This is a genomic window from Stappia sp. (genome assembly GCF_965276915.1).
GTDB lineage: Bacteria > Pseudomonadota > Alphaproteobacteria > Rhizobiales > Stappiaceae > Stappia.
This window is the reverse complement of record NZ_OZ255709.1, coordinates 4,798,628-4,812,118: the sequence shown is the minus strand read 5'-3', so window position 1 is coordinate 4,812,118 and position 13,491 is coordinate 4,798,628. Positions and strand designations below refer to the sequence as shown.

Below are 13,491 nucleotides of genomic sequence, written 5' to 3'. Positions count from 1 at the left end.
GGCAGGAGGCGGCCGCGTTCGGGCCGCCTCGTTGCCATGCAGACCGCAAATGCAGGCCCGGGATCCCGGACCTAGACGCCCAGGAAGGGATGCGGGCCGTCGAACCGGCCGACCGGGATCCAGTGCGACAGGAGCGCGCCTTCGCGGATCTCGTGAAGGAGCATGCCGCCGGGTTCCACTGTCAGGCTGTTGCCGGCATCCCGCCGCTGGTCGAGCGTCACCGCGTGCGAGGTGCCCGGGCAGACCTGGCAGATGCGCCCGTCAAACAGTCCCGTGATCGTGCGGTGCAGGTGGCCGCAGACGATCCGCACCTCGCCGGGATAGCCGGCAAGCGCCTTGCGCAGCGGCGAAGGGTCGATGAGGTTCTGCGCATCCATCGCCGCGATGCCGGAGGCGTAGGGCGGGTGGTGCAGGCCGAGCAGCACCGGCTTGCCGCCGAGGCGGGCGAGGCTCTCGCGCAGGAAGCGGGCTGAGGCCTGTGACAGCGCGCCGTGCGCGGCCCCCTCGACCAGCGTGTCGACGCAGATCACCGCCATGTCCGAAAACTCGGTCATCCAGTCGAGCGGCCCGACAACGGGCATCCAGTCCGCCGAGGCGAAAGCCTGGCGCATCGGCTCGCGCCGGTCGTGGTTTCCCGGAACGGCGCAGTACGGAACCGTCAGGTCGCCGAGAATGTCGCGAAACCTTGCATATTCCTCGTCCGTGCCGTGCTCTGTCAGGTCGCCGGTGACGATGACCAGTTCGACCGGGCCGACCTGCGGCAGAAGCCGGTTGATGGTGGCGACGGTGTCGGAAAGGGCAGCGGCCGTGTCGACCTTGTCGTAGGCAAGGGTTCCGGCGGGAACGATATGCGTGTCTGAAATCTGCAGGATCTTCGTCATTCGGGCATGTGACCTGATTGGGGGAGGAAGACGAGGTCGTCGGGAGAAATGCGCAGCCGCACGCTGTCGCCGGGGGCGGGCGCCTGCCGCCCGGGATGAGTGGCGAACAGCGTGTCCTCGACGACATCGCGGATGCCGAGACGATAGTGGCCACCGGAGAAGGAGACGGTTTCAAGCGTTCCCTGCAGCGGCCCGTCCTCATCCAGGTGAATGTCCTCGGCGCGGACATAGACGTTCGAGCCGACGGCCGCTTCCGGCACCGGAAGGACGCCGCCCCTGAGGACGAGCCGTCCCGGCTCCATCCGGCCGGGAAGCGGCATGGCGTTGCCGATGAAGCGCGCGACAAAGGCCGAGGCCGGGGAGCGATAAAGCTCCTCAGGCTTGCCGACCTGCTGCATCACGCCGTCCGACATGACCGCGATCCGGTCGGCGATCGCCAAGGCCTCGCTCTGGTCGTGCGTGACGAAGACGGCGGTGATGTCGAACTGGCGCAGCATGGCGGCCAGTTCGTCGCGCAGGCTGTCGCGCAGCGCGGCATCGAGCGCGGAAAGCGGTTCGTCGAGCAGCAGGATGCGCGGACGCGGGGCAACGGCGCGGGCAAGGGCGACGCGCTGGCGCTGACCGCCGGAGAGGGCGGTGACCGGGCGTTCCGCGTGATCCTCGAGCCGGCACAGGGCGAGCACCTCGTCGACCCGCCGCGTCAACTCGGCGGAGGGCACTTTGCGGACCTTCAGTCCGTAGCCGATATTGGCGCGCACCGACATGTTGGGAAACAGCGCGTAGGACTGGAACACCATGCCGACATTGCGGCGCTCGACCGCCAGCCGGGTGACGTCCTCGTCGCCGAAACGTACCTCGCTGCCCGGGTCGGGGCGCTCAAGGCCCGCGATGATCCGGAGCAAGGTGGTCTTGCCGCAGCCCGACGGGCCGAGCAGCGACAGGATTTCCCCGGGCCCGACCGTCAGGCTGGTCGGGCGCAGCGCGCGGGTGCCGTCGGGATAGGTCTTGCTGGCATTGGCGATGGTCAGGGTCATCGGGTGATCCTTTGCGCTCTGTCGGTGGCCCATTGCATCGCCATCAGCAGCGGCACGATCATCACGAAGAAGACGAGCGTGTAGGCGGAGGCGATCTCGAGGCGCATCGAGGCGTAGCTGTCGGCGAGGCCGACAGGCAGGGTCTTCAGATAGGGCGTGTGCAGCATCCAGGTCAGGTTGAACTCGCCGATCGACAGCGTCACCACGGTCAGCGCGCCGGCGAGAATGCCCGGCATGGCGTTGGGCACGACGACGGTGCGGAACCGGGTCCAGGGCGAGGCACCGAGGGTCGCGGCGCTTTCCTCCAGCGACCTGAGGTCCATCGCCATGAGGACGGCGAGCACCGAGCGCACCATGAAGGGCAGCGTATAGAGCACGTGGCCGACCAGGATGAAGAGCCAGGAGGTACGGAACCCCTGCATCGAGCCGTAGAGCTGCAGCAGGGCCAGCGCGAGCGCGAGACCCGGCACGGCGAGGGGCAGGGAGATGAACTCCTCCAGGACCCGCGACATCCGGCCGGGGGTCTTGGCCAGCGCATAGGCGGCAGGCACGCCAAGCGCCAAAGTCACCGCAAGACAGCTTACGGCCAGCCACATCGACAGCGCGATGCTGCCGGCATAGAGCTCCCACACCTGCCCGAGCCATTTCAGCGTCAGGCCGGAGGAAATGCCGCGAAAATAGTTGACGGTGAGGCCGGCAAGCACCGACTGGATGGCCGGCACAATGAGGAAGGCCGCGGTCAGCAGCGTCACGGCGAGTTGCAGTGCGCGGGGCATGGTCATGCGCATCGGATCAGCCTCCCGCGGCGACGGTTGTGCCGGCGAAGCTGCGCGCGACGAGAAGCAGGATCCAGGTCGCGAGACCGAGGACGACGGAGAGCGCCGAGGCCATGGCGATGTTCGCCGACAAGGTGAACTCGGTGTAGATCACCATCGGCAGCACATCGATGTCGGTCGCCAGCGTGAAGGCGGTGCCGAAGGCTCCCATGGCGGTGGCGAAGGCGATCGCGCCGGCGGCGACGAGCGAGGGGGCAAGGCCGGGCAGGATGACATCGATGACGATGCGAAAGGGCGAGGCGCCGAGCGTTCGCGCTGCTTCCTCCAGGGACGGATCGAGCTTCTCCGTCGCCGCCATGACGGTGAGCAGCACCCGGGGGATGGAGAAGTAGAGATACCCCAGGAACAGGCCCGTCAGCGAATAGGCGAAGACGACATGGCCGGGCAACAGGGTGTTGAACAGGCCCTGGCGTCCGCCGAGCAGGATGATCAGAAAGCCAATCACCACGCCGGGAAAGGCGAGCGGCAGCGTCAGGATCGACAGCAGCGCGCCGCGCCCGGGGAAGCGGTTGCGGGCGAGGAACAGCCCGGCCGTCGTCGAGATCGCCAGCGCCGTCACGCTGACCGCGAACGAGACCAGCACGGTCTGCAGCAGCGTCTGCAGGTAGCGCGGCTTTTGCAGGATCTGGAGATAGATGCCCCAGCCCTCGGCGCTTTCCCCCGAGGCCTGGACGAGGCGGACGATGGGCAGGGCGAGGAAGGCCATCGAGAAGACGGCCAAAGGCAGCAGGCAGAGGGCAACGAACTTGCGATTTGTCATGATGGGCCGTCGTGTTGCCAAACGCCGTCCACGCCGGCCGCGCCGCGTGGCGCAACCGGCGTGAAGCGGGCGTCGGCTTACTTGACTTCGTTCAGGTAGCGCTCGCCGAAGCCGGCCTGCGCCTTTTCCATCTCCGCATAGTCGACGGCGACGGCGCGCTCGTAATCCTTCGCGGGAAGGAACTTGGCGGCGACTTCCGCCGGCAGCGCGACCGGGCGGGCCGGCTGCAGGTAGGCGTTGGTCCAGATCGCCTGGCCTTCGTCGGAGAGGATGAAGTCGAGAACCTTCTTGCCGGTTTCCTCATGCGGGGCTCCGGCAACGAGGCTCATGACATAGGGCACGCGGATCGAGCCTTCGCAGGGCAGGACGAACTCGAAATTGCCGTCCTCCTCGTATTTGCCGCGATAGGCGTTGAAATCATAGTCGAAGAGGATCGGGATCTCGCCGGAAACGACGCGGGCGAAAGAGGTCTGCTTGGGGACGATCGGGTCGTTCTCGGCGAGCTTGTTGAAATACTCGATCGCCGGACCGAAGTCCGACAGGTCGCCGCCGAAGGCAAGGTTCGCCGCGACGGCGCCGGCATAGCCGACAAAGGCCGAGGACGGGTCGAGATAGCCGACGAGGCCGCGATATTCCGGCTTGGTCAGGTCCGCGAAGCATTGCGGCACCGGCGTGCCGCCAAGGGCGTCGACATTGACGAAAAAGCCGAGCGTGCCGTAGTGGATGGCGAACCACTTGCCTTCCGGATCCTTGAGGCCGGCCGGAATGTCGTCGAAGCCCTTCGGCTTGTAGGCCGTGGCGACGCCTTCGTTGCCGGCCTTGATGCCGGTGGTGACGCCGTAATAGGCGACATCGGCGACGGGGCTTGCCCTTTCCGCCAGAAGCTGGCTCAGCGTCTGGCCGGAATTCTTGTTGTCATGCGGCATCTGCACGTCGATCTTCTCGTCGATCGCCTTCAGCATCGATGCCCAGTCGGCCCATTGCGGCGGGCAGTTGTAGCAGATGGCGTCTTCGGCCTTGGCCGGAAGAACGGCTGCCATTGTCACGGCTACAGCCAGAAGTGTATGTTTCATGACGGTGACTCCTGAGGGGAAACTCGTTCTCGGGTTACTGGTCCGACGGTGGAGAAGTTGCAGCTTCTCCGCCGTCACTCTTCCCGGCGGACGGAGGCCCGAGACTGCCGCCTTGCCGGAAACTGAAAGTGTGCGCCGGGTCGGGCCGACCGGGCGGTTCGAGACCCGCAAGTCGCGCCAGAACGGTTTGTGCCGCGCCGCGTCCCATGGCCTTCGGGTCGGTGACCACGGTCGCCAGGTTCGGCTCGACCATCAGGCCCGTGGCGATCCCGTCGAAACCGACGATCGAGAGATCCCGTGGCACCTGCATGCCAAGGTCCCGTGCCGCCTTCATCGCCGCCAGCGCCAGATAGTCGTTGGAGGCGAAGATGCCCGTGATGCCGCGGTGCTCGGCGAGCATCGTCCCAAGCAGGTGAAGCAGGCGGCCTTCCTGCTCCTCGATCTCCAGCAGAACCGGATGGGCCATGCCGAGCCGCGCGCAGGCGGCGACGAAGCCCTCGTAGCGCTCGCGCGAGCGGTCCGAGCGGCCGAACTCGAGCGCAAGGAAGCCGGTGCAGCTATGGCCTTGCTTCGCGAAGCCCTCGGCGACAGCGTCCGCCGCGCCTCGATTGTCGACCGTCCAGGCCGGGAGGCCGTCGCCGGTGTCGCCGGGGACGGTGTCGCTGCGAAGAGGGTCGGGAGGCGTGTTGTAGACCAGGCAGCACGGGGTTCCCTTGGCGCGGATCAACTCCAGCCCGTCGCTTGTCCGCGCATCCCCGACCGTGACGATCAGCCCGTCCACCTGTTTTGCCAGAAGCGTGCGGATCGCCTTGGTTTCCAGGCCGCCGTCATAGTCGGAACAGGCCAGGATGAGCTGATAGCCGGCCCGGTTGGCCTCGGCCTGGGCGGCCTGGACGACCTCGGCGAAGACCGGATTGGCGAGCGAGGGGACGATGCAGCCGATGGTCCTGGTGCTGTTGCTCTGCAGCGACCGGCCCAGGTCGTTGAACTCGAAGCCGAGCGCGTCGGCGGCGGCCAGCACCTTGCTGCGTGTCTGCTCGCTGGACGAGCCCTGGCCGTTCAGGACCCGGCTGACCGTCGCGATGCCGCAGCCGGCACGCTGTGCAACGTCCTTGATGGTCGGTCGACGGAGCAAGGCAGTCCTCCCAGACTGGAAAATCGGAGCCGCTTTGGAAACGTTTCCAATTCAATACTAGCATTGCATGTCGGTTTAATGAAGCCTGTGCCGTCACATCGATAAATATGCGGAGTTGGGCTACCGGCCGTCGATCAGGGCCAGCGCCGTCTGTTCGTCGGTGATCAGGGTGGACGGCTGCAGCGCCTTGATGCAGGCGCGCATGATCACGTGCTTTTCCGGGCCGCCGGAGATCAGCACCTTCTTGCGGATGCGGGCCAGCCTGTCGATGGGCAGCGCCAGGGTGCGGCGGTTGACGTCGTGATCGACAAGGCGCCCGTCCCTGTCGATGAAATTGTAGAGCACGTCACCGACCGCGCCGGCCGCGGCCAGCGACATTCGCTCCGCCTCCGACAGGTGGCCCAGCCGGTAGGAGGTCGTCAGGCTGGCGATGCCGCCGCAGGACAGGAGGGCGACATCGCTCGCCTCGGCCATTTGCAGGATCTGGTCGAGGCCGCAATGCTCCAGCAGCGCGTGGCGTGTCTGAGGGCTGTCGACCAGTGCCGGTGCGGGAACGAGAAAGCCCTCCGCGTCGAAAAGCTCGGCGAACTGCCAGGCGAATTCCGCCGGGTTGAAGCGCTTCGCCTGGGCGATGCCGCCGAGCAGCGAAACGATGCGGACATTGTCGAGCGGCTTGCCCTCGATATGGGACAGCGTTGCGTGCAGGGTGCGGCCCCAGCCGACGCCGACCGTCATGTTGTTGGCCATGATCGAGGAGACGTGTTCGCCGGCGGTCGCCGCGATCACGCGAGTCGGGTCGCCGGCCGGGTCGGAAAAGGGGGCGACGATCGCCTTGTCGAAACCGAACGCCTTTTCCAGCTTGCGCTGCAACTCGACGATCGGACCGAGGCTGGACTTGATCCGGATCACGACCTCGCCGCGGCGCCTGGCCTCCGACAGCAGCCGTGTGACGGCGACGCGGTTGACGCCGAGCGTCTGGGCGACCTCGTTCTGGGTGCGACCCTCGATATAGTAGATCCAGGCGGCGCGGATCCGCAGCTGCAGATTCGGATCGCTCGGCAACTGTGACGGATTGTCGACGACAGACGCGCCCCGTTTCCCCAGCACTTCCGCCACGCACAACTCCTGCAAGGATGGAATCGCCCGCCGGTCCGGCGAGCCAATCCTGCTATCATTTCATGTCGGCAAGCAAAATACCAATCTGCCCGGCAAGCTCGATGTGAGGCAGGTGACCGGCGTTGTCGAAGAGGTTCAGCGACACCCGGCCGGGTGCCCTGAGCGCGTGCGACCAGGGAATGATGCGGTCTCGCTTGCCCCAGACGATGCGGGTCGGAAGCTCGATCCGGTCAAGTGCTGCGGCGATGGAAAACGCCTGCACCCCGTCGGGAAAGAGGTGCTCGGCGAGATCGGCCTGGGCGGCCCGCAGGGCGGGATCGGCACGGGTGAGCATGACCGAGCGGACATAGTTCGAGGTGATCGTCTCCTCGTCGGCCGGCAGCAGTTTCAGCCAGGGAGCCAGGCTTTCGGCGCGGGTCGCGCGTGCGATGCCGGCAAGCGCCGGGCCGTTGATCTCCGGTCCCAGACCGGCCGGGTTGAGAAGCGTCAGCGAGGCGATCCGGCGGGCGCGGGTGTCGGCCAGCGCGGTCGCGACGGCTCCGCCGAGCGAATGACCGACGAGATGCACCTGCTCAAGACCGAGCCCGTCGAAGGCCTGCCGCATGTCGCGCACCAGTTCGGCGAAGGAGGCGATCCTGCGCCGGGGCGAGCGGCCATGGGAGGGGAGCTCGATCCGGTGGACCGGATGCCCCTTCGGCAGGTTTGCCAGGAGCGGAGCCCAGCTGGCGCCGTCGCTGGCAAAGCCGTGCAGCAGGACGAAGGGGGTCTTGTCGCCCGTTCCCGTGCGCAACACCGAAAGCGGCCTGGCTTCCGGGCTCCAGTGAACGGGGAGGGCTTGCACCGGCGCCGGCGGGGAGAGCGCTTCCAGATGGCGTGCGACGTCCGCGGCCTGGATGCGGCCGCGCGGGCCGTTGCCGCCGACCGCCGCGATCTCCAGCCCGTTGTCCCGTGCAAGCCTGCGTGCCTTTGGCGTTGCGCGGGGAGATGCCGGGTCGGGGAGAGCGGAGCCGACACCCGAAGGCGCCGGCTCCGGAGTCCGCTTTGCGGGCTCTTCCGGGGAGGAAGGGGCGGGAAGGCGCGCTTTGCCGGACATTCCTTCGTCGGGATCCGAAGTTTTCGGGGCGGAGATGTCATCCGATCCGCCGGCGAGGCCGTCGGGTCGTGGTCCGACATCCTCGCCATCGGCGTAGATCCAGGCGACGGGCTGGCCGATCGCGACTTCCGAGCCGGCCGCCGCGATCACGTGGTGAAGGGTGCCGGAGGCGGGGCTCTCCACCTCCATGGCGGCCTTGTCTGTCTCGATGTCGAACAGCGCCTCGGATTTCTCCACCCGGGCACCGGCCTCCACATGCCACACGGAGATACGGCCGCTCGCCATGTCCATGTCGACCTTCGGCATGATCACTTCGACCGGCATCTCAGACGCGCTCCCCTGCAAGGGCGCGGGCGGCCTCGAGAATATCGGGCACCTGGGGCACGGCGGCCCGTTCGAGATCGGGGTTGTAGGGGATCGGGCATTCGGCGCCGCCAAGGCGGACGATCGGCGCGTCGAGATAGTCGAAGGCGTCGCTTTCGGCAACCATGGCGCTGATCTCCGCGCCGATGCCGAGCGTCTTGACGCCCTCGTAAACGCAGAGCAGCCGCGATGTCTTGCGCACGCTGCCCAGCACCGTGTCCCGGTCGATGGGGCGGATCGTCCGCAGGTCGATGACCTCGGCCTCGATGCCCTCTTCGGCGAGCGTGCGCGCCGCTTCCAGCGCCTTGTGCACCATGATGGAGGTCGCGACGATGGTGAGATCGGTGCCCTTCCGGCGGATCGCGGCCTTGCCGATCGGGGTCAGGTAATGCCCCTCCGGCACCTCGCCCTTCATCTTGTAGAGGATCTTGTGCTCGAAGATCAGCACCGGATCGGGATCCTCAAGGGCGGCGAGGAGCAGCCCCTTGGCATCTTCCGGCGTCGAGGGTTGCACCACCTTCAGTCCCGGGACATGGGCGAACCACGCTTCCAGGCTCTGGCTGTGCTGGGCGGCGGCACCGGTTCCCGAGCCCGCCGGCATGCGCATCACCACCGGCACGGAGACGGCGCCGCCCAGCATGTAGCGCACCTTGGCGGCCTGGTTGACGATCTGCTCCATGGCGAGGGTGGCGAAGTCGGAAAACTGGAACTCGAAGATCGGGCGCAGGCCGGTCATCGCCGCGCCGACGGCGACGCCCGCCCCGCCCAGTTCGGAGATCGGCGTGTCGATGACCCGGTCGGGTCCGTATTTGTGGACGAGATCGCCGGTGACCTGGAACGCGCCGCCATAGACGCCGATATCCTCGCCCATCAGCACGACGCGCTCGTCGGCGGCCAGCGCGATGTCCATCGCCTCGCGAATGGCTTCGGCATAGGAGAGTTCGCGCGTCTGCTGCCCCTGCCGGGCGGCGGTTCCCGCATCCATGTTCATTGCACTGCTTCCGTGTAGACGTCGCGTGTGACTTCGGCGACTTTCGGGTTCTCGCCGGCCTTGGCGAACTCGATCGCCTCGGCGATCTCGCGGTCGGCACCGGCCTCGAGCCCGGCGATCTCCTCGCGCGATGCGATGCCGTGTTCGACCAGCATGTCGGCCATGCGGACAATCGGGTCGCGCGACATCCAGTCGGCGATTTCTTCCTTGCTGCGGTAGCGGTTGCGGTCCGACTTTGAGTGGCCGCGCCAGCGATAGGTCATGGATTCCACCAGCGACGGTCCGTCGCCGGCCCGGGCGCGGGCGATTGCCGCGTCCATCGCCTCGCTGACGGCGGAGAAGTCGTTGCCGTCGACGGTCACGCCGGGCATCGCATAGGCGTCCGCGCGGGTGGCGATCTGCCTGACCGCGGTCGAACGCTCCGTCGAGGTCGACATGCCGTACTTGTTGTTCTCGCAGACGAAGACGACAGGCAGTTTCCAGACGGCCGCCATGTTCAAGGCCTCGTGGAAGGCACCCTCGTTGTTGGCGCCGTCGCCGAAAAAGCAGACCGTGACAGCCCCGGTGCCCAGGCGCTTGGCGCTCAGCGCCGCGCCGACGGCGATCGGCAGGCCGCCGCCGACGATGCCATTGGCGCCCAGGTTGCCCTTTTCCACGTCGGCGATGTGCATCGATCCGCCGCGGCCGCGGCAATAGCCGGTTTCCTTGCCGAAGAACTCGGCGAACATCCGCGACACGTCGGCGCCTTTGGCGACGCAGTGCCCGTGACCGCGATGGGTGGAGGTGATCTTGTCGGCATCGCCAAGCGCCATGCAGGCGCCGACGGCGCTGGCTTCCTGGCCGATCGACAGGTGCATGGTGCCGTGGATGAGGCCGCGCGTGTAGCTCTCCTCGGCGCCTTCCTCGAACTTGCGGATCAGATACATCTTGCGCAGGGCCGCCTTCAGTTCCCCGGGCGTGTAGCGGGTGATGGCGAAGGGTTTGTTCTCGGGCGGAAGGTCAGGCATTGACGAACTCCCGGGCGGCGGTCCCGAACAACATCTCGTCCTGGCGCGCGCGCAAGGCGGCGATGCGGGAGTTCGCCGGAATCTCGGCATTGGCGTAGGTGACGAGTTCGCCCTTGCGGATCGGCGCGGTGACCCTTGCGCCGGTCAGCAGGCCGCAGGGGATTGCCTTGGCGGCGCGTGCTTCCCCGGCCTCCATGATCCAGGCGCGGTAGCAATATTCGCCGATCTGGTCGAGGAGATCGCCGGGGGCGAGGTCCTTCTTGGCGACGGCCGCCACCTCCGCCGTCGGCCGGTCGAGCGGAACCATGTCGGCCTTGCCGTAGAGCACGGCGCGGGCGCAGGTCAGCGGAACCTCGAGCGAGGTGAGGTGGTAGGGGCGGATGAAGGTGAAGTAGGGGCCTTCGCCCATCTTCAGGTCGCTCATGCGCTCCCACACACGGGGATGACGCATCTCGGCAACGACAAAGACCCCGGGGGCGAGACCCTCGCCGACGGAATAGTCGACCCGGCCGGCGCCGGACAGCACGCCGCCATCGTCCTGCGGGATCAGGACCTTCGACAGGTCTCTCGGCCCGGCGGCGGGCCCGTGCATGCCCGGCTTGTCCGGGACAAGGCCGGTGGCGTTGGCGATGGCAGCCATCTCCACCATCGTCTTGGACCCGTCGACGAACTCGACCAGCATGCGCGCGTTCATGTTGCGGGCCTTCGCCTCGGCGGCATAGGCGTCGGGGGTGGCGTCGATGTTGAGCGGGTTGTTCTTGCCCTTGCCGGCTGAGACGATCGTGTGCCCCATCGCGGAGACGAACTCGATCAGCTCCATGCAGGAGGAGGGCTCGTCGCCGGCGCCGAGGGAATAGACGACGCCGAGGCGCTCGGCCTCCGCCTTCAGGAAGGCGCCGATGGTGACGTCGGCCTCGACATTCATCATCACCAGGTGCTTGCCGCGCTCCATGGCGGCAAGCCCCAATTCCGCGCCGACGGAGGGGACGCCGGTCGCGTCGATGACGACGTCGATCAGCCCGCTTTCGAAGATCTGGCTCGCGTCGGAGGCGATGGCCGTGCGGCCGCGCTCGATCAGTGCGTTGAGGTCGTCGGTCGACCTGCAGTCGGCCGAGTGTCCCGTCTCGCCACGGGCGATCCCGACCGCCTTGTGCGCGGCTTCCGGGGTCAGATCGGCGATGGCGGCCACGTCGATGCCATCCATGAGGGCGGCGCGGGTGACGATGTCTGTGCCCATCTCGCCGCAGCCGATCAGGCCGATGCGGACCGGCTTTCCCGCGTCCTGGCGTTGCTTGAGATCTCTTGCCAGGCCGGTCGGCGCAACATTGCTTGTCATGACGCGTGTCCTCGAAAATGTGATGGTTCGTATAAACAGAACTTTCGTTCATTGGTCAACCAATATGTTCATTCTCCGATTCAATCGTGCGGAGAATGGTGCGATGCAGCAATTTTATATCGCTATAAAACTTGTTTCCCGGCCCATCTGCAGTCTTGACAGGGGGAGGGGAATGAACATTAGTGTCTATGCAATCTCATATGTTCATGTGGGGTGTGGCTGATCTTGCCACGAGGAGGAGCATCGTCGACAGTCGGCCGACCTGAGGTGATTCAGGGCCGGCCGCGGGAATTCCAATGGGAGGAAAGACAAGTGATGCAACAGACACTGATCTCACGCCGGTCGCTTCTGAAGACCGGTGCCGCCGCCGGCGCGATGGGAATGTCGCTGGGCGGCGTGGCCCTGCCGGCCTTCGCGCAGTCCGATCTGCCCGATCCCGCGAAGGTCCTGGCCGACATCTCGGTGCCCAAATATGTGCGCGCCGACTACCGCGAACTCTACAAGATGGGCGATGCGCCGCTCTGGGATCCGGCGATCGACTGGATCCGCACCGTCGACTGGGAGGCGGTGCGCAAGGAGCTGGCCGGCACGACGGTCCGTTTCGCGATCGGCGCGGCCGATCAGGAATCCGCCGCCGAGGGGCTCGTTCCCTTCGAGCTGCTGTCGGGCATCAAGGTCGAGCTGGTTCCCATCCCCGACGACAGTTTCTACGACAAGGCGCTGGCCGAATTCATTTCCGGCAATGCGAGCTTCGATGCGCTGCAGTTCTTCTCGCCCTGGCTCGGCGATTTCGCCGCGCCCGGCTTCCTTGCCCCGCTCCAGGAATATGCCGACAAGTGGAAGCTGCCGCTCGACGACTTCTATGACACCTATCGCCTGAACTACGGCTATTTCAACGGCGAGATGTACGGCATCCCCTTCGATTGCGACGTGCAGATGGTGCATCTGCGCAAGGGCTATGTGGAGAAGGTGCTCGGCGGGCCGATCGACACCTGGAACTCGGTGCCCACCTATGACGAACTGATCCGCCTGTCGGGCGAGCTCAACAAGGTGGAGCCGGGCGTTTCCGGCGTCGGCCTGCTCGGCGCGCGCGGCTTCTGGTCGACCTATACGTGGGAACATGTCGCCGCGCAGGCCGGCATGATGCTGTTCGACGAGAACTGGGAGCCGGTCTTCAACGGCGATGCCGGGCAGAAGGGTCTCGAGGTCATTCTCGAACTGTCGAAGAACGCCATCGAGGGCTTTGCCGCAGCCGGCTGGGGCGAGAACCGGGCCGCCTGGCTCGGCGGGCAGGTCGCCACCAACATCAGCTGGCAGGACAGCGGCACCCAGGCGATGCGCCCGGACCAGTCGCAGATCGTCGGCGATTTCGTCACCATCTACGAGCCGCGCATTGCCGGCGGCCGGTTCGCGCCGCCCAACATCGCCGGGTCGACCTCCTGCGTCGCGGCATCGAGCCAGAACCCGGAAGGCGCCTTCCTGATGCTCGCCTTCCTGACGACCTCGTCGATCATGGCGATGAACGAGGCCAACGCGAACGGTGTTGCGCCGGGTTACCGGTCCGTCCTGACCAACCCGGACCTGCAGAAGGTCAGCCAGCCGGCCGAGGTGTGGAGCAAGTCTCTCGACTACGCCTGGTGCGCGCCGCGCCTGCCTGGCATGTTCGAGATGGAGCAGGCGATCGGCAATGAGCTGAACCGTGCCTTTGTCGGCCAGGTCGCGGGCAAGGAGGCGCTCGACAACGCCGCCGCCGCCGTGCGCAAGATCATGGATCGCAACGGCTTCTATGGCGGCCGTCCGCCGGTCGACTATGCAGCGGTCGCGCCGGGGCTTTATGTCGGCGAGGGCAAGGCGCTTCCGTTCTAG

General features: G+C 66.7%; 12 protein-coding genes. 1 reads left to right on the top strand and 11 read right to left on the bottom strand.

Annotated elements, in window-relative coordinates; translation table 11 throughout:
• Positions 1-71: 71 nt before the first annotated feature.
• The 11 genes from ACQY46_RS22490 to ACQY46_RS22440 all read right to left on the bottom strand — a co-directional run bounded on the left by ACQY46_RS22490 (position 72) and on the right by ACQY46_RS22440 (position 11,625).
• The gene (locus ACQY46_RS22490; protein ID WP_428698187.1) at positions 72-881 is read right to left on the bottom strand and encodes a phosphodiesterase; all 810 of its coding nucleotides are present in this window, start codon (positions 879-881) and stop codon (positions 72-74) included.
• Positions 878-1,915, bottom strand: coding sequence for an ABC transporter ATP-binding protein (locus tag ACQY46_RS22485; RefSeq protein ID WP_428698186.1), 1,038 nt, complete (start codon positions 1,913-1,915; stop codon positions 878-880). Before ACQY46_RS22485 ends, ACQY46_RS22490 begins: the two co-directional genes overlap by 4 nt.
• Positions 1,912-2,703 (bottom strand): ABC transporter permease, encoded by a 792-nt coding sequence (locus ACQY46_RS22480; protein ID WP_428698185.1) that lies wholly within the window; start codon positions 2,701-2,703, stop codon positions 1,912-1,914. The genes ACQY46_RS22485 and ACQY46_RS22480 overlap by 4 nt, the downstream gene beginning before the upstream one ends.
• A 4-nt stretch (positions 2,704-2,707) precedes the next feature.
• Positions 2,708-3,511 carry an ABC transporter permease gene (locus ACQY46_RS22475; RefSeq protein ID WP_428698184.1) on the bottom strand — a complete coding sequence of 268 codons (804 nt, stop codon included), beginning with the start codon at positions 3,509-3,511 and terminating at the stop codon, positions 2,708-2,710.
• A 77-nt stretch (positions 3,512-3,588) separates the two neighbouring features.
• On the bottom strand, positions 3,589-4,584 hold the full coding sequence (locus ACQY46_RS22470) for an ABC transporter substrate-binding protein (RefSeq protein WP_428698183.1): 996 nt from the start codon (positions 4,582-4,584) through the stop codon (positions 3,589-3,591).
• A gap of 34 nt (positions 4,585-4,618) precedes the next feature.
• Positions 4,619-5,719 (bottom strand): LacI family DNA-binding transcriptional regulator, encoded by a 1,101-nt coding sequence (locus ACQY46_RS22465; protein WP_428698182.1) that lies wholly within the window; start codon positions 5,717-5,719, stop codon positions 4,619-4,621.
• Between the two features lie 120 nt (positions 5,720-5,839).
• Positions 5,840-6,835, bottom strand: a complete 996-nt coding sequence (locus tag ACQY46_RS22460) for a sugar-binding transcriptional regulator (RefSeq protein WP_428698181.1) — start codon at positions 6,833-6,835, stop codon at positions 5,840-5,842.
• Between the two features lie 55 nt (positions 6,836-6,890).
• Positions 6,891-8,252, bottom strand: a complete 1,362-nt coding sequence (locus ACQY46_RS22455) for an acetoin dehydrogenase dihydrolipoyllysine-residue acetyltransferase subunit (RefSeq protein WP_428698180.1) — start codon at positions 8,250-8,252, stop codon at positions 6,891-6,893.
• A gap of 1 nt (position 8,253) precedes the next feature.
• Positions 8,254-9,282, bottom strand: coding sequence for an alpha-ketoacid dehydrogenase subunit beta (locus ACQY46_RS22450; RefSeq protein ID WP_428698179.1), 1,029 nt, complete (start codon positions 9,280-9,282; stop codon positions 8,254-8,256).
• Positions 9,279-10,289 carry a thiamine pyrophosphate-dependent dehydrogenase E1 component subunit alpha gene (locus ACQY46_RS22445; RefSeq protein WP_428698178.1) on the bottom strand — a complete coding sequence of 337 codons (1,011 nt, stop codon included), beginning with the start codon at positions 10,287-10,289 and terminating at the stop codon, positions 9,279-9,281. The genes ACQY46_RS22450 and ACQY46_RS22445 overlap by 4 nt, the downstream gene beginning before the upstream one ends.
• Positions 10,282-11,625: an NAD(P)H-dependent oxidoreductase gene (locus ACQY46_RS22440; RefSeq protein ID WP_428698177.1), complete on the bottom strand. Its 1,344-nt coding sequence runs from the start codon at positions 11,623-11,625 to the stop codon at positions 10,282-10,284. Before ACQY46_RS22440 ends, ACQY46_RS22445 begins: the two co-directional genes overlap by 8 nt.
• Before the next feature lie 315 nt (positions 11,626-11,940).
• Here ACQY46_RS22440 and ACQY46_RS22435 point away from each other — a divergent pair, with 315 nt between their 5' ends.
• A complete protein-coding gene (locus ACQY46_RS22435; RefSeq protein WP_428698176.1) occupies positions 11,941-13,491 on the top strand; it encodes an extracellular solute-binding protein in 1,551 nt (516 codons plus the stop codon).